Source organism: Bradyrhizobium sp. AC87j1 (assembly GCF_002936975.1).
Lineage (GTDB): Bacteria > Pseudomonadota > Alphaproteobacteria > Rhizobiales > Xanthobacteraceae > Bradyrhizobium > Bradyrhizobium shewense.
In genome coordinates this window covers 1-17,831 of sequence record NZ_PTFE01000056.1, presented here as the reverse complement: position 1 = coordinate 17,831, position 17,831 = coordinate 1, and the positions used below count along the sequence as shown (strand labels likewise).

Here is a 17,831-nt window from a genome sequence, read left to right as displayed (position 1 = left end):
CCCGACGCCGTGTTGGGCTATAAGGGCTGCGCATGAGTCCCCGCCGCCTCGCCCCTCTCCTGCTTTTAGCGACGTTCCTGACCGCCGGCGGCGCGCTGGCCCAGGACAAGGGTAGCGTGAACCCGAAGCCGCTGCCGCCGCTGGCCAATCCCAACGACCCCGATCTCGCCGCCAAGGAGCTGTTCGCGCGCAAGCTGCTGCCGTCGAAGGGGGCGGCCCATGTCATCGGCTCCTACACCAAGGGCTGCATCGGCGGCGCCGAGCAGATGCCGCTCAACGGCGACAATTGGCAGGTGATGCGGCTGTCGCGCAACCGCAGCTACGGCCACCCCGAGATGATCGCGCTGATCAAGCGGCTCGCGGCCAAAGCGCGCAAGGACGCGGGATGGCCGGGCATCCTGGTCGGCGACATCGCCCAACCGCGCGGCGGGCCGGCGCTGTCGGGTCATGCCAGCCACCAGATCGGCCTCGATGCCGACATCTGGCTGACGCCGATGCCGGACCGCCGCCTCTCGCGCGAGGAGCGCGAGGACATGTCGGCGGTGATGATGGTGCGCCACGACCGGCTCGACATCGATCCAAAAGTGTTCACACCTGGCCATGTGCTGGTGCTGCGCGACGCGGCCCGGGAGCCGGCGGTGCAGCGCATCTTCGTCAACGCCGCGATCAAGAAGGCGCTGTGCCGCGAGGCCAAGGGCGACCGCGCCTGGCTGTCGAAGATCCGGCCCTGGTGGGGCCACGACTACCACTTCCACATCCGCATGCACTGCCCGCCAGGCGCCGGCGAATGCGAGGGCCAGCCGTCGCAGTCCGAGGACGAAGGCTGCAAGCCCGCCGATCTCGCCTATTGGTTCTCCGACGCGGTGCTGCACCCCAAGCCGCCGCCGGAGCCGCCGAAGCCGAAACCGCCGATGACGCTGGCGCAGATGCCGGCGGCATGCAAAGCGGTGCTGCATGGGGCGGATGCAAAGCCGTAGTGTGTGTGGGCCGCGCTGCCGCCCCACCCAATGCTGTCGTCCCGGGGCGCGAAGCGAGCCCGGGACCCATAACCACAGGGAGTGGTTATGGCGCGAGGTGGCCACTCCGAATCTTCGCCAAACACAATCCTGTGGCTATGGATCCCGGGCTCGCGCTGCGCGCGCCCCGGGATGACGAACTCGTTGGTTGGTTCGTACCACGTGAATGCGGTACAATGGCGTTGCCGCTCAGCCGTAAGCTGCGGCATCTCCGGGACGCGCATCCCGTCGAACAAGCCTGACCGCAAGCCTCGCACCGCTCGCGCGGCCAACGATGGGATTTCACATGCGCGTTCTCGCCGTCCTCGCTGCGCTCTCGTTCGGCCCGACCTCCGCTCTCGCCGCTGAAGAACCGAGCGGCTGCGACAAGTTCAAATGGCCGATCGAGCGCGAGCGCGCCGCGCTCACCGCGCCGGACCGCACAACGCTCGCATCGGGCAGCGAGCAGGCGAGCTTGCCCTCCTCGGCCATCACGCTGGGACTGGTTGCCCCAAGCGAGGCAAAACTGCCGACGCCGCCGGAGCGCGCGCCCAAGGACGGCAGCTTTGCCGGCTTCACCAGCGTCAAGTCCGCCACGGCCGGGCTCTACACGATCAGCCTGTCCGCCGGCGCCTGGATCGACGTGGTCCAGGATGGGCATGTTCTCAAGCCCGTGGCCTTCAGCGGTGCGACCGATTGCGGTGGCATCCGCAAGACCGTGAAATACGAGCTTTCGGCGCAGCCTTTCGTACTTCAGCTCAGCGGCGCCAAGGAGAATTCGGTCGGGATCGCGATCCTGCCGGCGCAATAGGCCCGCCCGGCCGGACAAGCGGCCACCCTTTGACCTCGGGCGCCAGCCTGCTATCTTCGCAATTGCGATATCCCTGCCGGCCGTAAGCCGCAGCCGGGCCCCGTGGAGCAGCGCTTCCACCCGTCGCGACCTGACCCACCAACGCCAGACCTGTGCGTGCATCTTGCGCGCGCGGACTCGCACGGAGCGCTCCCCATGTTACGCATTTGTCGACTTTTCACCGCCCTCGTGATCCTCGCAAGCGCGAGCCTTTCGCCGGCCGCCGCCGAGGACAAGACCATCACCGTGTTCGCCGCGGCGTCGATGAAGAACGCCCTCGACGAGATCGACGCCGCCTACACCGCCAGGACCGGCGTCAAGTTCTCGGTCAGCTATGCCGCGAGCTCGGTGCTGGCGAGGCAGATCGAGCAGGGCGCGCCGGCCGACGTGTTCGTCTCCGCCGACACCGACTGGATGGATTACGCGATCTCCAAGAAGACCATCAACGAGCCTTCCAGAGTCAATCTGCTCGGCAACAGCATCGTGCTGATCGCGCCGAAGGATTCCAAGATCGCCAACGTCACAATCGCGCAAGGCTTCGACCTCGCCAAGCTCGCCGGCGACGGCAGGATCGCGACCGGCGACGTCAAGTCCGTACCCGTCGGCAAATACGCCAAGGCCGCGCTTGAGAAGCTCGGCGCCTGGCAGGCCGCCGAGCCGAAATTCGCGATGGCCGAGAGCGTGCGCGCCGCGCTGACGCTGGTGGCGCGCGGCGAGTCCAACCTCGGCATCGTCTATGCCACCGACGCCAAGGCCGAGCCAGGCGTCAAGATCGTCGGCACCTTCCCGGCGGGCTCGCATCCCGCGATCATCTATCCGGTCGCCGCGACCACGACGGCGAAGGACGGGACCAGCGACTATCTCGCCTTCCTGCGCTCCTCCGCCGCCAAGACCATTTTGGAAAAATACGGCTTCAAGTTCCTGGTCAGCCCGACAATCTGATAATCACCACTTGATGTTCGACATCTCTCCCGCCGAATGGACCGCGATCCTGCTCTCGCTCAGGGTCGCGATCATCGCAACGCTGGTGGCGACGCCATTCGGCATCGCGCTGGCGTGGCTGCTGGCGCGGCGCGATTTCTGGGGCAAGTCGATGCTCGACGCCGTCGTGCATCTGCCGCTGGTGCTGCCACCTGTCGTCACCGGCTATCTGCTCTTGCTGACGTTCGGCCGCCGCGGCCTCGTCGGCGGATTCCTCGCCGACCAGCTCGGCATCGTCTTCTCGTTCCGCTGGACCGGCGCCGCGCTGGCCTGCGGCGTGATGTCGTTTCCGCTGCTGGTGCGGCCGATGCGGCTGTCGATCGAGGCGATCGACCGCCGGCTCGAGCAGGCCGCCGAGACGCTCGGCGCCGCGCCATGGAAAGTATTCTTCACGGTGACGCTGCCGCTGGCTCTGCCGGGCGTGCTCGCCGGCATGGTGCTCGGCTTTGCCAAGGCGATCGGCGAGTTCGGCGCCACCATCACCTTCGTCTCCAACATTCCCGGCGAGACCCAGACGATCTCGTCCGCGATCTACTCGCTGATCCAGACGCCGGACGGTGACGCCGCGGCCGGCCGGCTCGTGATCGTCTCGATCGTGCTGGCGCTGGGCGCGCTGATCGCCGCCGAATGGTTCGCCCGCCGCGCCACTGCGCGCCTGCACGGGAATTGACCATGCTGCGCGTCGATGTCGAAAAACAACTCGGTGAATTCTCGCTCGCCGCATCGTTCACCGGCGAGGGCCGCGTCATCGGCCTGTTCGGCGCCTCGGGCGCCGGCAAGACGTCACTGGTCAACATGATCGCGGGGCTGCTGCGGCCGGACCGCGGCACCATCGTGCTCGACGGCGAGACCGTCGACGACACCGCGGCCGGCATCCATATCCCGACCTGGCGCCGCCGCATCGGCTATGTGTTCCAGGATGCGCGGCTGTTCCCGCATCTCAACGTCGCGCAGAATCTCGACTATGGACGGCAGATGAACCGCCTGGCGCCGGATCCGGCGCAGCACAAGCGCGTCATCGACCTGCTCGACATCGGCACCCTGCTCGGCCGCCGCCCTGGAAAGCTCTCCGGCGGCGAGCGCCAGCGCGTCGCGCTCGGACGCGCGCTGCTGGCAAAACCGCGCCTGCTGCTGCTCGACGAGCCGCTCGGCGCGCTCGACGAAGGCCGCAAGCTCGAGATCCTGCCCTATCTGGTGCGGCTGCGCGACGAGGCCAACGTGCCGATGGTCTATGTCAGCCACGACGCCGCCGAGCTGCGCCAGCTCGCGACGCAGATCGTGATGCTGAAGCAGGGGCGGGTGACGAGTTTTGGCGGAGTGAAGGTGCTGGCGTGAGACCGTAGCCCGGATGGAGCGCAGCGCAATCCGGGACTCTTCCGTACCGATACAGCGGCCCCGGATTACGCTGCGCTCCATCCGGGCTACGAACTGTTGTTCGAAAAGCGAAGGTCGAGCCTCGCCGTCATTGCGGAGTTTCTCTCGTGCCCCGGACGCGACGCAGCACGTAGTGATGCGGCGCAGAGCCGGGGCCCACATCCACCATGGGTCCCGGCTCTGCGCAGCAACGCTTGCGCGTTGCAGCGCGTCCGGGACACGAGAGCCTCGCTAAACCCCCGCCACCGAGGTCCACACATCCGCGAGCTTCTTCCGCAGCGCCTGCGCGCGCGTCAGCGGCGGCGGCGCCTCGTCTTCTTCCGGCAGGCGCAGGCCGACGACATTGACGCGGCCGCCGGAAATGCTGCGCGCGACCAGCACGATCTCGTCCAGCGGCAACTCGGCGCCCTCCTTCGGGGCGCGGTCGAGATGGACGTCGAAATAATCGGCCAGCGTCAGCTTGCTCTCGTCCTCGCCGACCTTGACGCCGTAGATCTCCGCAAGTTCGGCCAGCGTGTGCTCGCCGGAGACCATGAAGTCGCCGAGCAGATGCGGATCGGGCGCCGAGCTCGGCTGCATGTCGACGAAGAAGCGGTCCAGCGACTCGGCCTTTTCCGGCGGCGCCAGCAGGTAGATGTAGTCGCCGGGCGCGATGGGGTCGGCCTCTAGCGGCGTCAAGATGTTCTCGTTGCGGATCACCAGCGTCGGCTTGGACCAGGACGGGATCAGGCCGCGACGGAAATACAGGCTCTTGGGCCGCACCGGATAGCCGACCAGCTGCTGCTCGAGCTGCCCGGGTAGATCCAGCTCGACACGGCGCGGACCGCGCTCGGCGCGCGGCAGAGCGACATGCAGCTTGCGCGCGGCGGGTGCCAGCGTCCAGCCTTGCAAGAGCAGCGAGATGATGACGACGACGAAGGCGACGTCGAAATAGAGATAGGCCTTGGACAAGCCGACCAGCATCGGGATCGAGGCCAGGAAGATCGCGACGGCACCGCGCAGGCCGGTCCAGGCGATGAAGATCTTTTCGCGCCAGTTGAAGCGGAATGGCGCCAGGCACACGAACACCGCGATTGGCCGCGCCACCAGCATCAGCACGAAGGAGACCCCGACCGCCGGCAAGACGCTGGCCCCTAACCGGCTTGGCGAGACCAGCAGGCCGAGCAGCACGAACATCACGATCTGCGCCAGCCAGGTCGCGGCATCGAGGAAAGCCACTACCGAATTGTGCGCGCGGGTCGGCCGGTTGCCGATGATGATGCCGGCCAGATAGACCGCGAGGAAGCCGGAGGCGTGCATGATCTGCGAGCCGCCAAAGATCACGAGGGCCGCAGTCGTCACGAACGGCGCGTGCAGGCCCTGCGGCAGCGCGACCTTGTTGAGCGCGATGACGACGAGCCGTCCGCCGAAGACGCCGACCACGGCGCCCAGCACCGCCTCCTGGATGAACTCCATCGCCACATGGCTTGCGGAGCTCGATCCCAGCGAGATGTATTCGACCAGCATCAAAGTGAGGAAGATCGCGAAAGGATCGTTGGTGCCGGATTCGGCCTCCAGCGTCGCGCCGACGCGCGGGCGCAGGCGCAGACCCTGGGTATGCACCAGCAGGAAGACGGCGGCGGCGTCGGTCGAGGCGACCACCGCGCCGACCAGCAGCGACTCCGTCCAGTTGAGGTCGAGCGCGTATTTGGCGAACGGCGCCGTGATCAGCGCGGTCAAGAGCACGCCGACGGTCGCGAGCACCACGGACGGGGCGAGCACGGTGCGGATGCTGGCAAAGCGCGTCTTCAAGCCGCCGTCGAACAGAATCAAGGCCAGCGCGACAGAGCCCACCAGATAGGTGGTGCGGACGTCGTCGAACTGGAGCTGGCCGGGGCCGGAATCGCCCGCGAGCATGCCGATCAAAAGGAAGACGAGCAGCAAGGGCGCGCCGAAGCGCAGCGCAAGCAGGCTCGACAGGATACCGGCCATCACGAGGACGGCGCCGAGCAAAATGGCAATGCTGACGGAGTCGAGGGAAGCCATCCACCTTCCGGGTAAAAACAGCTGGAATTGCATCCTTATCGTCGGCAGACTCGCGCGCCAACCCATTTTCTTCCGCTCGCGGCAATCTGCCCGCGTTTTGCGGCCTTAACGCGCTTCACTTAGCGGTGTATCGATGGCCCGGCCGCGCCCTTTGTGGGATTCTGCGGCTCCCTCGAATCAATTCCTCCCCGCTTGCCGACGAGACCGATGGACATGGACCTCAAGGACTTCATGGAGTTCGTGCAGACCACCGCGCGCAGCGTCGGGGCGGAAATCTCGTCGCCCTGGTTCTACCTGCAATTCGGTCTCATCCTGGCCGCGGCCGGCATCGCCTATGCCGCGGAGACCGGCGTGCGCAACCGGGTCGACATGACCGCGCTGACGATGCGCTGGCCGCTGCCGCTCCGGCACTTCGCCCGGGTGATGGTCTCCAGCGCCTCGACGGCGGTCTTCACGCTGCTCGTGATCATCTCGCGCGTGGTGATGTACCACGCGACCTGGCCGAGCCGCTCCTATCTGCTGATGGTCGCCGCCAAGCTGGGCTTCGCATGGCTCGTGATCCGGCTGGTGACCTCGGTGCTGCGCAATGCCTTCATCGTCCGCCTGGTGTCGATCACGGCGTGGCTTCTCGCCGCGCTCTCGATCCTCGGCCAGCTCGATACGACGGTCGACCTGCTCGATTCCTACGCGATCGTGCTCGGTGGTCTCAGGCTGACCCCGCTGCTGGTCCTCAAGGCCGGCGCGCTCCTGCTGATCGCGCTGTGGCTCACCAACATCGCGAGCAATTTCGCCGAGAGCCGGATCAACGCAACCACCGACCTGACGCCGTCGGTGCAGGTGCTGCTGGTCAAGATCATCCGCATCGGGCTTCTTGCCATCGCAATCGTCATTGCGCTCGGCGCGGTCGGTATCGACCTGTCGGCGCTCGCGGTGTTCTCCGGCGCGGTCGGCGTCGGCATCGGTATCGGCCTGCAGAAGATCGTGGCCAACTTCATCTCGGGCATCATCCTGCTCGCCGACAAATCGGTGAAGCCCGGCGACCTCGTCACCATCGGCGACAATACCGGCCGCATCAGCGCGATGAAGACGCGTTATATTTCCGTCGCCGCCGGCGACGGCCGCGAGTTCCTGGTGCCGAACGAGGATCTGGTGACGCAGAAGGTCGTCAACTGGACCTATACCGACAAGAACACGCTGGTGAAGATCGCCTTCGGCACCAACTACGACGCCGACCCCCGCCTGGTCACCAAGCTCGCCGCCGAGACCGCAGCGGCCCATCCGCGCGCCACCAAGGGCAAGCCGCCGAACGCCATCCTGACCGAGTTCGCCGAAGCCGGGATGAAGTTCTCGCTGACCTTCTGGATCGCGGACCCCGACGGCATGGACAACGTCAAGAGTGACGTGATGCTGTCGCTGTGGGACGCTTTCAAGCGCGAGGGCATCCGGGTTCCCTACCCCGTCCGCGAAATCCGGGTCCGCGGCGGCGCGCTGCCGGTGGAAACCTCCGTAGAAGTCCCGAATTAGGCCCGCTTTCGGGCGCAAGAGGCGGCAAGATCCTTATTTTGACGCGTTTTCTTCACACGAACCGGTAGCCACTTCGCTCGAAAACGCTCTGCCTTGGCTTGCACGAAGGCCCGCAATCATTAAATTGGGGCCTGAAATCAAGACTTTCCGCCGATATCGAGCCCACCTCAGAAGATTGCGCCCGCATGAGCTACGTCGAAGCCTCCGATACCTCCCTGCGCAAGACCGGACAGATCAAGCTGCATGGGCCGAGTGCCTTTGCCGGCATGCGCAAGGCGGGCGCGCTGGTGGCGAAGTGCCTCGACGAGCTCACCGACATCGTCGGGCCCGGCGTGCCGACCGAGCGCATCGACGAATTCGTCCGCGACTTCGCCTTCAGCAACAATGCCTATCCGGCGACGCTGATGTATCGCGGCTATCGCTACTCGACCTGCACCTCGCTCAACCACGTCGTCTGTCACGGCATGCCCGGTGACCGTCCGCTAAAGGAAGGCGACATCGTCAACATCGACGTCACCTTCATCGTCGACGGCTGGTACGGCGATTCCAGCCGGATGTATGCGGTCGGCCCGATCGCCCGCAAGGCCGAGCGGCTGATCGAGGTGACGTATGAAGCGATGATGCGCGGCATCGCCGCGGTGAAGCCCGGCGCCACCACCGGCGACATCGGCCACGCCATCCAGAGCTTCGTCGAGCCGCAGGGCATGAGCGTGGTGCGCGATTTCTGCGGCCATGGCCTCGGGCGCATGTTCCACGACGAGCCGAACATCATTCATATCGGCCGGCCCGGCGAAGGCGTGCAGCTCAAGCCTGGCATGTTCTTCACCATCGAGCCGATGATCAATCTCGGCAAGCCGCATGTGAAGATCCTCTCCGACGGCTGGACCGCCGTCACCCGCGACCGTTCGCTGTCGGCGCAGTTCGAGCACTCCGTCGGCGTCACCGCTGATGGCGTCGAGATTTTTACGCTGTCGGAGCGGCACGGCGAGAAGCAGATCGGGTAAGGCTTCAAAGGCTCGCCGGCCGGACGTGAACCGCATTTGTCCCCGCAATTGACGGTTGCAAAAACGCGGTTCCGCGGCAATGCTGGCGGCCGATGCCCGCCAAGCCGGACCACGACAAGAGCAAGCCTGAGGACCCGCCGCACTATCACGGCCATCGCGAGCGGCTGCGCGAGCGCTTCTACAGCGCCGGCGCGGATGCGCTGAGCGATTATGAACTCCTGGAGATGGCGCTGTTTCCGGCGCTGCCGCGGCGCGACACCAAGCCGCTCGCGAAAACGCTGATCAAGATTTTCGGCTCGTTCGCCGAGGTCGTGCACGCGCCGGTGGCGCGCTTGCGCGAGGTTGACGGCATCGGCGAGGCCGCGATCAACCAGCTCAAGCTGATTGCGGCCGCCGCGAGCCGCGTGACCAAAGGCGAGGTCAACAGCCGCAACGCGCTGTCGTCCTGGAACGAGGTGATCGACTATTGCCGCTCCAGCATGGCGTTTGCCGAGAAGGAGCAGTTTCGCCTGCTGTTTCTCGACAAGCGCAACCAGCTGATCGCCGACGAGGTGCAGCAGACCGGCACCGTCGACCACACCCCGGTCTATCCGCGCGAAGTGATCAAGCGCGCGCTGGAATTATCGGCGACCGCCTTGATCCTCGTCCACAACCATCCCTCCGGCGATCCCTCGCCCTCGCAGGCCGACATCCAGATGACCAAAGCGATCATCGACATCGCAAAACCACTCGGGATTGCCGTGCACGACCACATCATCGTCGGCAAGAGTGGCCACGCCAGCCTGCGCGGGATGCGGTTGATTTGACACTTCCAGGGAAGTCAGTCTCGACGAAGTAACTGGACCTGGCGAGTTGACGTCATTCAGCGGCCAGATGCTCTGAGGCAAGCTTCCGCTTCATGCGCGCGATCGCCTTGGGTCCACCGCCGGCGAGTTCTTTGGCGATGGCCCCCAACCGAGGATCGGCGGGACGATAGCGGTTGCCCCAATCGCCGAGACTCACCAGCACGGGCAGCAGATCAATTCCGGCCTGCGCCAGCTGGTACACCGTCTTGAGCTTGTGATTGGGATCGTCGTGACGAGTGACGATCCCTTCGTCCAGAAGGGTCTGCAGCCGTTCTGCGAGGGTGCGCGATGAAATGCCCTCATCCGAGTGCAGGAACTCCCTGAAGTGCTTTTTTCCCGCAAACACCATGTCGCGAATGATCAACAACGTCCATCGATCGCCGACGATCTCCAGCGAAAGATTGACCGGACAGCCCGACTTCTCTTTGCCCGCCATTACAATTCCATTTTTAAAGCGATTTACTATTGACACCATTAGCATCCCGCGCCAATGATTGCAAATGTAAATCGCTGATCGAAGTTAGGAAGCCATGACCCGTTTGGAGCGATCGACTGGAGGTCAGCGAACGATTGTGGTGGTTGGCGTCACCAGTGAGGTCGAGATCCTCGGCCGTGCTCTCGGCAGGCAGGTTGCCTATCAAGCAGCGCCCTATTCGAACGTTCGCGCGGGCATGATCGAAAACGGCATATCGGCGAGTTTTGCCGACGCGCTGATCGAGACTGCCAGAAGCTTCAACAATGGCGAGCGCTGGGCAATGGAGGCGCCGGGTCCACGGAACACAGCCCCGACGTCACTGGAGCGCTGGGCCGAACGCGCCTTCGGTGCAGCCGGTCACGCCTGAGACAGCAATTTCAAGGGAGTTCGGAGATGAGGAAACTCGTTCTTCAAATGCAGATGTCGGTCGACGGCTTTGTCGGCGCGGACCGTGCCCGCGATTGGCAAGTTTGGGGCTGGGGCGACCACAACCCCTGGGATGAAGTGCTCAAGCGTGATTTCAATGGTCACTTTGAGTCAATCGACAGCATCCTGCTGAGCCGTAAGATGGTTGAAGAGGGGTACCTCGACCATTGGGGCAACGCCGCCAAGAAATTCGCGCAAGATCCCTTCTACGCATTTGCACGGCGCATCGTCGACATCCAGAAGGTGGTTCCAAGCGACAGATTGCAGAAATCCCGCTGGGAGCGCACGATCGTATGCAGCGGAAACCTCCCGCGCGAGGTCAGTGCTCTGAAAGCGCAGCAAGGCGGCAATATAGCCGTCTTCGGGGGCGCAAGTTTCGCCTCAGCACTGATCGCCGCCGGACTGGTGGACGAATTCCAGTTTTACGTCAATCCGGCAGCACTGGGCAGCGGACGACGCATCTTCGATCAGAGCGGCTTTGACAAGCTCCGTCTCCTCGGCTGTCAGGCCTATGATTGCGGGATTGTGGTCAGCCGCTATGCGCCGATGGCCCAGACCTGACACAATGCGTGTCGGAAGCGGCGGAGCACGGTGACAAGCATCGAAGCCTAGCTGAAGCAGGTTGGAGCAATACGGTCGACGGTTCGCACACCGTCAGTAGCAATACCGCGGATCGACCGGGACGTAGCGGCCGTCCGGGCGCTGCATGTAGCAGCCGCGCTGATAGGCGTAGTAACCGGAGCGGCGGCGCTCGCCTTCGGAGGCGATCGCGGCGCCCGTGCCGGCACCGACGACGGCGCCGATGGCAGCACCGCGGCCTCCGCCGAGCGCGCCACCGAGGATCGCCCCGCCGACGCCGCCGATGATCGCGCCGCCGATGGCATCCTGGGCGGCGGCCTCATGCGCCGGCACCGCCATCGCAACCGTCAGACACACCGCCATTCCAACAGCTCGAAGCATCCCGAATCCTCCCGGTTGATGCCGCCAGTCATAGCGCTCGGGACGGCGCCGGACCAGACCAATTGTCGCAGCCAGCGCGGGGCCTCAGGCCGAAGGTTACGGTTCGACCCAGCGCTGCACGGCCTCGACGGTATCGGCGGGCGTGGTGTTGAAGCAGATCGCAGCGTCCGGCGCCAGGCGATGGACGAGGTTGAGCACCTTCTCGAACAGCACGAGGCGCTCCTTCGGCTCGCGCAGGCCGGCGCCGATCACGACGCAGTCGAAGCGCTCGTCGCGCAGCGCCGCCGTGACGCCGGCTTCCGCGGTGACGTCGAGATCGATCAGGCAGCTCGTGACCTCGAAGCCGAGATCGCGCAGGCGCAACAGCTGGGCCTCGATGTAGGTTCGCACGAGCTCCGGCGTGAGCTGCGGGAATGCGCTGTAGTCGGCACTGCCGGGTTCGATGCCGATCGCGAGGACGCGCTTGGCCATGCCGGATCTCCCAACGAAATCACCTCTTCCGTCAACGAGATGCCCGGTCTGCAGGTTCCGCCTTCGCGTGGCGCCATTCGCGGCAACGAATGTCGGGCCGCCTATTGACGCAGCATGATCAGGGGATCGGCGGTATCGGGGACGCGCCGCCACTGTGCGTTGTCGTCGGCTTCGAACTGCCAGACGTTGCCCGATTTCGACATCAGGATGATCTGGCCGCGCTCCAGCCGCCATTGCGTCGGGTTGAACTGCGCGATGGCCGCGTCGCATTTCGGCTTGAGGAAGACCTGGAAATTGTCCTGGCCGGCTTCCGTGTTGGTCAGCGTCAGCCCGCAGACCGGCTGGCCGTTGCCGCGCACCATCGCCCAGTCGCCGATCATCTGGTCCATCGACTTGGCCATCGAGCGGGCCGCGGCGAGATCCTGCAGGATGTAGACGCCCTCGCCCTGGCGCAGGCCCTCGAAGATGCCGGCCTCGACCTCAGTGAAGTCGATCACGGCTTCACCGCTCGCATCCTGCAGACGGACGATGTCGAGGCCCCTGACGCTCCAGGCGACGATGTCCTTGGTGAAGGGCAGCGCCGCCTTGCAGGCCGGCTCCAGCTCGAGCTTGAAGCCCTGGGCCGCGGCGTCGCCCTTCATCGTGACGACGCAGGTCTTGCTGCGCTCGGTGGTCGATAGCTCCCACTGCCCGAGCATCTCTTTCTTCAGGCTCGTTGCATCCTGCGCATGCGCAGCGCCGTTCGCGGCCAAGGAGGCCGCGACGGCGAATGCAACGACCCGAAGACTTCGCATCAGCGCCCCTTGAACGGCGTTTCGGCCACCGGCGTCAACGGCGCCTTGCCTGAGAACCATGACTTGAGGTTGTCGACCACGAGCTGGTCCATCGCGTTGCGCGTCACCACCGAGGCCGAGCCGATATGCGGCAGCAGCACGACGTTCTGCATGGTCTTGAGCTCGTCCGGCACAGTCGGCTCGGCCGCGAACACGTCGAGGCCGGCGGCGAGGATGGTGCCGGACTTGAGCGCCTGCACAAGCGCCGGCTCGTCGACCACCGAGCCGCGCGCGACGTTGACCAACACGCCGCGCGGGCCGAGCGCCTTGAGCACCTCGGCATTGATCATCTTGTTGGTCGAGGCGCCGCCGGGCACGATCACCATCAGCGTGTCCACCGCCTTCGCCATCTCGATCAGATCGGGATAGTGCTTGTAGGAGACGTCCTTGGACGGATTGCGCGAGTGGTAGACCACCGGCACCAGCGAGGCATCGAGCCGGCGCGCGATGGCCTGGCCGATCCGGCCCATGCCGACGATGCCGACCTTGCGATCGCGCAGCGAACCGACGCTGAGCGGATAGTTCTGCGTCTGCCAGAGGCCGGAGCGCACGTAGCGATCGGCTTTGATGAACTCGCGCAAGGTGGAGATCAGCAGCCCCATCGCGACGTCGGCGACCTCCTCGGTCAGCACGTCGGGCGTGTTGGTGACGATGATGCCGTGCTCGGCCGCGTATTTGGCATCGACGTGGTCGTAGCCGACGCCGAAGCTTGCCACCATCTCGATCTTGGGCAGCTGCGACAGCGAACCCTTGTCGGCACGGACGGTGTGATAGGTCACCGCCACGCCGCGGATCTTCTCGCGGATCGCCGGCGTCAGCCGTTCGAGGTCGCCGTGCGTCTCGGCCTTGTGCACGACGAAATGGTCGGAAAACCCGTTCTCGAGGATCGGCCGCACCGGACCATAGATCAGAAGGTCGATCTTTTCGGACGAAATCGAACCGGCAGCCATCAGTTTTCCTTTCCAAGCGCGCTCTCATGCCAGCGCCGTAAAACGAGGTGGGAAACTACCGCCAGCACCCCATAGATGACAATCCCGGCCAGCGACAACAAAAGCAGCGCTGCGAACATGCGGGGTATGTTCAATCGATAGCCCGACTCGGCGATCCTGTAGGCGAGCCCGGAGCCCGCACCGGCCGTTCCGGCCGCAATCTCGGCCACGACCGCGCCGATCAGCGACAGGCCGCCTGCGATGCGCAGGCCGCCGAGAATGTAGGGCAACGCCGCGGGCAGCTTGAGAAAGCGCAGTGTCTGCGGCTTTGAGGCGCCATAGAGCTGGAACAGGCCGGCAAGGTTGCGATCGACCGAATTGAGCCCGAGCGTGGTGTTGGACAGCACAGGGAAGAAGGCGACAATGAAGGCGCAGACCACGACTGCGGTCTGCTGCTCCAGGTAGATCAGCAGCAATGGTGCGATCGCGATCACCGGGGTGACCTGGAGGACGATGGCATAGGGGAACAGCGAATATTCCACCCATTTCGACTGGTTGAACAACAGCGCCAGCGCGACGCCGCCGATGCTGGCGGCGAGGAAACCTTCCAGCGTCGTCAGAAGCGTGGTCGCGAGCGATTGTGACAGCACCGCCCAGTCCTTGATCAGCGTCAGGACGATGACGGAGGGCGCGGGCAGCACGTAAGGCGGGATGTCCTTGATGCGGACCATGAGTTCCCAGGCGAGGATGCCGGCCGCGAACACGATGACGGGAAGCACGAAGCGCATCGCGCGTTGCGCGCCTCGCGGTTTTGCGGTGACGGCAGCTTGCACGCTCATAGCGTCGACTGCCCCGAATAAGACGGCGCCAGCGCGGCCGACACCTTCCGGCAATAATCGGAATAGGCGGCGGAGGTGCGAAACGTCTCGCTGCGCGGCTCGACCGTCTCGATGCGGATGTCGGCCTGGATGCGGCCGGGCCGCGCCGTCATCACCACCACGCGCTGCGACAGGTAGACGGATTCGAACACCGAATGGGTGACGAAGATGACGGTCTTGCCGAGGCTGCGCCACAGCGCGAGCAGATCATTGTTGAGACGAAAGCGCGTGATCTCGTCGAGCGCGGCAAACGGCTCGTCCATCAGAAGGATATCCGGATCGGTGACGAGCGCGCGCGCCAGCGACACCCGCATCTTCATGCCGCCAGAGAGCTCGCGCGGAAAGGCATCGGCGAAATCGGCGAGCCCGACGCTGGCCAGCGCCGCGTCGGCACGCCCGCGCGCCTCCGCCTTCGGCACGCCGGCGAGCTTGAGCGGCAGCCTCACATTCTCGCGCACGCTGGTCCAGGGCATCAAGGTCGGCTCCTGAAACACGAAGCCGATACCGTGGCCCGGCTGCACCACGCCCTCGTGATGGGCCACCCGCACGATGCCTGAGGACGGCGCGCTGAGCTCCGCGATCAACCGCAACACCGTCGACTTGCCGCAACCGGACGGACCCAGCAGCGAGATGAACTCGCCCTTGCGGACAGTGAGGTCGAACGGGCCGAGCGCCATGACGCCGTTGTCATAGGTCTTCGTCACACCGCGCAGGCTGACGGCGAGATGCGTCAGGCCGGCGTCGGCCGCGGACGAGGTTTTGCCTGATGACATCGAGCTTGCGCTACGGCTTGCCCGGGCGCAGCTCGACGCCGACGCCCTTGTTGACGAAGCGCAGCGTGTAGGATTTGCGGAAGTCGAGTTCGGGCTTCACGACGCCGGCCTTGACCATCTTGTTGAAGAAGGAGGTGTAGCGCTCGTCGCTCATCGCGCCGATGCCGTTCTTCAAACTGTCGCCGGAATCGACGATGCCATGCTCCTTCATCTTGGCGACGGAATAGGCCAGCAGGTCGTCGGTCATTTCCGGATTGAGCTTCTTGATCATGGCGTTGCCGGCGGAATTGTCGCGGTAGATGTAATTGTACCAGCCGATCATGGAGGCATCGACGAAACGCTGCACCAGGTCGGGCTTCTTCTCGACCACGTCGCGGCGCGTCTCGATCAGGGTCGAATAGGTGTTGAAGCCGTAGTCGGCGAGCAGCAGCACGTTCGGCTTGAAGCCGGCGGCCTTCTCCACCGCGAACGGCTCGGAGGTGACGTAGCCCTGCATCGCGCTCTTGGGATTGGCGATGAAGGGTTGCGGATTGAAATTATAGGGCCGCACGTTCTTCTCGTTGAAGCCGTATTCGGACTTCAGCCACTGGAAATAGCTGCCCATGCCCTCCTTGGAGACGAACAGCGTCAGCGGCTTGAGGTCCTCGATCTTGCTGACCTTGGCATCCGGCTGCGTCAACATCACCTGCGGATCCTTCTGGAAGATCGCGGCGATGGTCACGACGGGAACGTTGTTGGCGACCGCGTCGAACGACATCAGCGTGTTCGCGGCCATGAAGAAATCGATCTTGCCGGCGATCAGCAGCATCCGGTTGTTCTCGTTCGGACCGCCGGGAACGATGGTGACGTCGAGGCCGTATTTCTTGTAGGTGCCGTCAGCGACCGCCTGGAAGAAGCCACCATGCTCGGCCTCCGCGACCCAATTGGTGCCGAAGGTAACCTTGTCCAGGGTTTCGGCCCGCGCCGGGACGCTCCAGATCAGAGCGGTCATCAGGCCCGCAGTTAGCGCTCTGCGCAGATGAGAGGGGGTCATAATGGCACTCCGTCGATCGCTTCCAGCATAATCGCGTCTAGCTCGTGGCAGGCCAACGCGATAAAACCGCATGACGTCAGGGGACACGAGCCGGCCGGGCCCGCGTCCCCTGATCCCAAATTACGTGACAAATTCGGGCAATGAAACCTCCAAAGAAAACTCAATGATGCCATCCCGCGACTGGACCGAAATCCGCTGGGCCGATGCGCCCCCCGCGGAGACGTCGCGCTGGATCGCGGTGCTGCCGCTGGCGGCGACCGAGCAGCACGGCCCGCATCTGCCGCTCACCACCGACGTGCTGATCGCGGACGCGTACCTTACGCGCGTGCGCGAGCTTCTGCCCGACAACGTTCCGGCCAGTTTTCTTCCCGTCGAACCGGTCGGGATTTCCACCGAGCATATCGACTATCCGGGCACGCAGACGCTGCCGACTGAAACCGCGCTGAAGCGATGGACCGGGATCGGCGAGGACGTCGCGCGGCGCGGCGTGAAGAAGCTCGTCATCATCACCAGTCATGGTGGCAACAGCGCGGCCATGATGCTGATCGCGCAGGATCTGCGCGCGCATCAGAAACTGTTCGTGGTGACGACGTCGTGGTCGCGGCTATCAGGCGCCGACACATTGTTCCCGGCCGACGAGGTGCGCCACGGCATTCATGGCGGCGCGGTTGAGACCTCGATCATGCTGGCGCGCTATCCCGATCAGGTGCGCAAGGATGCCATCGCGGATTTTCCTGCGAGCAGCATGGCGCTGGAGCAGCAGTACCGCTGGCTGTCGACGCAGCGGCCCGCGCCGTTCGCCTGGCAGGCGCAGGATCTCAACGCCAGCGGCGCCGTCGGCAATGCGACATTGGCCGTGGCGGCCAAGGGCGAGCAGCTCATCGATCAAGGCGCCTGTGCTTTTTGCGAGCTGCTGAGCGAGGTCGATAACTTCGACGTGAACAGGCTCGCCAAGGGACCCCTCGGCTAACCAGCATCCAATTGGAATCATTCACGAAAACTCCTCACTCCGGGAGCGGATTTGCCGCATTCGAACCGGACGCGGGGAGCCTCCGTCAAACTGGGCACGCGGGCCACAACGGACCGCCTCAACCCCGGATGGAGTTTCACATGTCGATCAAGACCAAGATTGCCGCTCTCGCTCTCGCGACCCTCGCCGTCACCGGCAGCATCGTGTCCACCACCTCCTCGGCCGAAGCCAAGCAGCCCGGTTGGGTCTGGGGTGTTGGTGCCGGCATCGCCACCGCCGCCGTCGTCGGCTCCGCGATCGCCGCCAACAACGATCCCTATTACTACGGCTATCACCGCTGCGGCTGGGTCGCCCAGTACAACGCTTTCGGCCAGTACGTTGGCCGCGTTCGTAGCTGCTACTGATTTGAGTACCTGAGGCCGATCTTACGTGGATCCTGCGTCCGACACGGGCGCCTCATCCACCCCGTGTCGTGCCCCCGACCC

At 64.9% G+C, this 17,831-nt stretch carries 21 protein-coding genes; 12 read left to right on the top strand and 9 right to left on the bottom strand.

The features are described from left to right. Positions 1-32: 32 nt before the first annotated feature. From mepA to modC, 5 genes are all read left to right on the top strand, one after another. Positions 33-977 carry a penicillin-insensitive murein endopeptidase gene (gene mepA, locus CV770_RS25460; protein ID WP_091959859.1) on the top strand — a complete coding sequence of 315 codons (945 nt, stop codon included), beginning with the start codon at positions 33-35 and terminating at the stop codon, positions 975-977. Positions 978-1,302: 325 nt separating this feature from the next. Next, complete coding sequence (locus CV770_RS25455; protein ID WP_201760034.1) at positions 1,303-1,806, top strand: hypothetical protein; 504 nt, start codon at positions 1,303-1,305, stop codon at positions 1,804-1,806. Positions 1,807-2,001: 195 nt separating this feature from the next. Beyond that, positions 2,002-2,787 carry a molybdate ABC transporter substrate-binding protein gene (modA, locus tag CV770_RS25450; RefSeq protein ID WP_104464312.1) on the top strand — a complete coding sequence of 262 codons (786 nt, stop codon included), beginning with the start codon at positions 2,002-2,004 and terminating at the stop codon, positions 2,785-2,787. Positions 2,788-2,800: 13 nt separating this feature from the next. Then, positions 2,801-3,496 (top strand): molybdate ABC transporter permease subunit, encoded by a 696-nt coding sequence (modB, locus tag CV770_RS25445; RefSeq protein ID WP_104464311.1) that lies wholly within the window; start codon positions 2,801-2,803, stop codon positions 3,494-3,496. Positions 3,497-3,498: 2 nt separating this feature from the next. Further along, complete coding sequence (modC, locus tag CV770_RS25440) at positions 3,499-4,161, top strand: molybdenum ABC transporter ATP-binding protein (protein ID WP_091959850.1); 663 nt, start codon at positions 3,499-3,501, stop codon at positions 4,159-4,161. A 270-nt stretch (positions 4,162-4,431) separates the two neighbouring features. On the opposite strand, the gene CV770_RS25435 is transcribed toward modC, so the two are convergent. Then, positions 4,432-6,225, bottom strand: a complete 1,794-nt coding sequence (locus CV770_RS25435; RefSeq protein WP_104464310.1) for a potassium/proton antiporter — start codon at positions 6,223-6,225, stop codon at positions 4,432-4,434. A 207-nt stretch (positions 6,226-6,432) separates the two neighbouring features. Between CV770_RS25435 and CV770_RS25430 the strand changes: the two genes are divergently transcribed. The 3 genes from CV770_RS25430 to radC all read left to right on the top strand — a co-directional run bounded on the left by CV770_RS25430 (position 6,433) and on the right by radC (position 9,559). Beyond that, a complete protein-coding gene (locus CV770_RS25430; protein ID WP_165637487.1) occupies positions 6,433-7,749 on the top strand; it encodes a mechanosensitive ion channel family protein in 1,317 nt (438 codons plus the stop codon). Between the two features lie 185 nt (positions 7,750-7,934). After that, positions 7,935-8,753, top strand: a complete 819-nt coding sequence (gene map / locus CV770_RS25425; RefSeq protein ID WP_018316408.1) for a type I methionyl aminopeptidase — start codon at positions 7,935-7,937, stop codon at positions 8,751-8,753. 92 nt (positions 8,754-8,845) lie between these two features. Next, positions 8,846-9,559 carry a RadC family protein gene (radC, locus tag CV770_RS25420; protein ID WP_091959846.1) on the top strand — a complete coding sequence of 238 codons (714 nt, stop codon included), beginning with the start codon at positions 8,846-8,848 and terminating at the stop codon, positions 9,557-9,559. A gap of 52 nt (positions 9,560-9,611) precedes the next feature. On the opposite strand, the gene CV770_RS25415 is transcribed toward radC, so the two are convergent. After that, positions 9,612-10,034, bottom strand: coding sequence for a winged helix-turn-helix transcriptional regulator (locus tag CV770_RS25415; RefSeq protein WP_104464309.1), 423 nt, complete (start codon positions 10,032-10,034; stop codon positions 9,612-9,614). Between the two features lie 94 nt (positions 10,035-10,128). Between CV770_RS25415 and CV770_RS25410 the strand changes: the two genes are divergently transcribed. Both CV770_RS25410 and CV770_RS25405 read left to right on the top strand, forming a co-directional pair. Beyond that, positions 10,129-10,440, top strand: a complete 312-nt coding sequence (locus CV770_RS25410; protein ID WP_161500028.1) for a hypothetical protein — start codon at positions 10,129-10,131, stop codon at positions 10,438-10,440. Positions 10,441-10,466: 26 nt separating this feature from the next. After that, positions 10,467-11,060, top strand: a complete 594-nt coding sequence (locus tag CV770_RS25405; protein ID WP_104464307.1) for a dihydrofolate reductase family protein — start codon at positions 10,467-10,469, stop codon at positions 11,058-11,060. A gap of 93 nt (positions 11,061-11,153) precedes the next feature. On the opposite strand, the gene CV770_RS25400 is transcribed toward CV770_RS25405, so the two are convergent. The 7 genes from CV770_RS25400 to CV770_RS25370 all read right to left on the bottom strand — a co-directional run bounded on the left by CV770_RS25400 (position 11,154) and on the right by CV770_RS25370 (position 16,376). After that, positions 11,154-11,459, bottom strand: a complete 306-nt coding sequence (locus tag CV770_RS25400; protein WP_104464306.1) for a YMGG-like glycine zipper-containing protein — start codon at positions 11,457-11,459, stop codon at positions 11,154-11,156. A gap of 96 nt (positions 11,460-11,555) precedes the next feature. Continuing rightward, positions 11,556-11,930 (bottom strand): hypothetical protein, encoded by a 375-nt coding sequence (locus tag CV770_RS25395; RefSeq protein ID WP_091959833.1) that lies wholly within the window; start codon positions 11,928-11,930, stop codon positions 11,556-11,558. 101 nt (positions 11,931-12,031) lie between these two features. Further along, positions 12,032-12,724 (bottom strand): AprI/Inh family metalloprotease inhibitor, encoded by a 693-nt coding sequence (locus CV770_RS25390; RefSeq protein WP_104464305.1) that lies wholly within the window; start codon positions 12,722-12,724, stop codon positions 12,032-12,034. Then, positions 12,724-13,713, bottom strand: a complete 990-nt coding sequence (locus CV770_RS25385) for a 2-hydroxyacid dehydrogenase (RefSeq protein WP_092261246.1) — start codon at positions 13,711-13,713, stop codon at positions 12,724-12,726. Before CV770_RS25385 ends, CV770_RS25390 begins: the two co-directional genes overlap by 1 nt. Beyond that, positions 13,713-14,531 carry an ABC transporter permease gene (locus CV770_RS25380; RefSeq protein ID WP_104464304.1) on the bottom strand — a complete coding sequence of 273 codons (819 nt, stop codon included), beginning with the start codon at positions 14,529-14,531 and terminating at the stop codon, positions 13,713-13,715. The genes CV770_RS25385 and CV770_RS25380 overlap by 1 nt, the downstream gene beginning before the upstream one ends. Further along, the gene (locus tag CV770_RS25375; protein WP_091959818.1) at positions 14,528-15,343 is read right to left on the bottom strand and encodes an ABC transporter ATP-binding protein; all 816 of its coding nucleotides are present in this window, start codon (positions 15,341-15,343) and stop codon (positions 14,528-14,530) included. The genes CV770_RS25380 and CV770_RS25375 overlap by 4 nt, the downstream gene beginning before the upstream one ends. 10 nt (positions 15,344-15,353) lie before the next feature. Next, on the bottom strand, positions 15,354-16,376 hold the full coding sequence (locus tag CV770_RS25370) for an ABC transporter substrate-binding protein (RefSeq protein ID WP_104464303.1): 1,023 nt from the start codon (positions 16,374-16,376) through the stop codon (positions 15,354-15,356). Between the two features lie 163 nt (positions 16,377-16,539). Between CV770_RS25370 and CV770_RS25365 the strand changes: the two genes are divergently transcribed. Together CV770_RS25365 and CV770_RS25360 are read left to right on the top strand one after the other, a co-directional pair. After that, entirely contained in the window at positions 16,540-17,346 is an 807-nt protein-coding gene (locus CV770_RS25365) for a creatininase family protein (RefSeq protein ID WP_104464302.1), read from the top strand. Positions 17,347-17,486: 140 nt separating this feature from the next. Further along, on the top strand, positions 17,487-17,750 hold the full coding sequence (locus CV770_RS25360; RefSeq protein ID WP_028143817.1) for a hypothetical protein: 264 nt from the start codon (positions 17,487-17,489) through the stop codon (positions 17,748-17,750). Positions 17,751-17,831: the final 81 nt, after the last annotated feature.

What these genes read in the sequence shown, in the direction of transcription:
- CV770_RS25385 (WP_092261246.1), bottom strand. Translation starts at nt 13,713, where the DNA reads ATGGCTGCCGGTTCGATTTCGTCCGAAAAGATCGACCTTCTGATCTAT.
- mepA (WP_091959859.1), top strand. Translation starts at nt 33, where the DNA reads ATGAGTCCCCGCCGCCTCGCCCCTCTCCTGCTTTTAGCGACGTTCCTG.
- CV770_RS25410 (WP_161500028.1), top strand. Translation starts at nt 10,129, where the DNA reads ATGACCCGTTTGGAGCGATCGACTGGAGGTCAGCGAACGATTGTGGTG.
- CV770_RS25360 (WP_028143817.1), top strand. Translation starts at nt 17,487, where the DNA reads ATGTCGATCAAGACCAAGATTGCCGCTCTCGCTCTCGCGACCCTCGCC.
- CV770_RS25415 (WP_104464309.1), bottom strand. Translation starts at nt 10,034, where the DNA reads ATGGCGGGCAAAGAGAAGTCGGGCTGTCCGGTCAATCTTTCGCTGGAG.
- CV770_RS25365 (WP_104464302.1), top strand. Translation starts at nt 16,540, where the DNA reads ATGATGCCATCCCGCGACTGGACCGAAATCCGCTGGGCCGATGCGCCC.
- CV770_RS25370 (WP_104464303.1), bottom strand. Translation starts at nt 16,376, where the DNA reads ATGACCCCCTCTCATCTGCGCAGAGCGCTAACTGCGGGCCTGATGACC.
- CV770_RS25435 (WP_104464310.1), bottom strand. Translation starts at nt 6,225, where the DNA reads ATGGCTTCCCTCGACTCCGTCAGCATTGCCATTTTGCTCGGCGCCGTC.
- CV770_RS25375 (WP_091959818.1), bottom strand. Translation starts at nt 15,343, where the DNA reads ATGTCATCAGGCAAAACCTCGTCCGCGGCCGACGCCGGCCTGACGCAT.
- CV770_RS25380 (WP_104464304.1), bottom strand. Translation starts at nt 14,531, where the DNA reads ATGAGCGTGCAAGCTGCCGTCACCGCAAAACCGCGAGGCGCGCAACGC.
- CV770_RS25405 (WP_104464307.1), top strand. Translation starts at nt 10,467, where the DNA reads ATGAGGAAACTCGTTCTTCAAATGCAGATGTCGGTCGACGGCTTTGTC.
- modA (WP_104464312.1), top strand. Translation starts at nt 2,002, where the DNA reads ATGTTACGCATTTGTCGACTTTTCACCGCCCTCGTGATCCTCGCAAGC.
- CV770_RS25390 (WP_104464305.1), bottom strand. Translation starts at nt 12,724, where the DNA reads ATGCGAAGTCTTCGGGTCGTTGCATTCGCCGTCGCGGCCTCCTTGGCC.
- modC (WP_091959850.1), top strand. Translation starts at nt 3,499, where the DNA reads ATGCTGCGCGTCGATGTCGAAAAACAACTCGGTGAATTCTCGCTCGCC.
- CV770_RS25395 (WP_091959833.1), bottom strand. Translation starts at nt 11,930, where the DNA reads ATGGCCAAGCGCGTCCTCGCGATCGGCATCGAACCCGGCAGTGCCGAC.
- CV770_RS25455 (WP_201760034.1), top strand. Translation starts at nt 1,303, where the DNA reads ATGCGCGTTCTCGCCGTCCTCGCTGCGCTCTCGTTCGGCCCGACCTCC.
- CV770_RS25400 (WP_104464306.1), bottom strand. Translation starts at nt 11,459, where the DNA reads ATGCTTCGAGCTGTTGGAATGGCGGTGTGTCTGACGGTTGCGATGGCG.
- map (WP_018316408.1), top strand. Translation starts at nt 7,935, where the DNA reads ATGAGCTACGTCGAAGCCTCCGATACCTCCCTGCGCAAGACCGGACAG.
- CV770_RS25430 (WP_165637487.1), top strand. Translation starts at nt 6,433, where the DNA reads ATGGACATGGACCTCAAGGACTTCATGGAGTTCGTGCAGACCACCGCG.
- radC (WP_091959846.1), top strand. Translation starts at nt 8,846, where the DNA reads ATGCCCGCCAAGCCGGACCACGACAAGAGCAAGCCTGAGGACCCGCCG.
- modB (WP_104464311.1), top strand. Translation starts at nt 2,801, where the DNA reads ATGTTCGACATCTCTCCCGCCGAATGGACCGCGATCCTGCTCTCGCTC.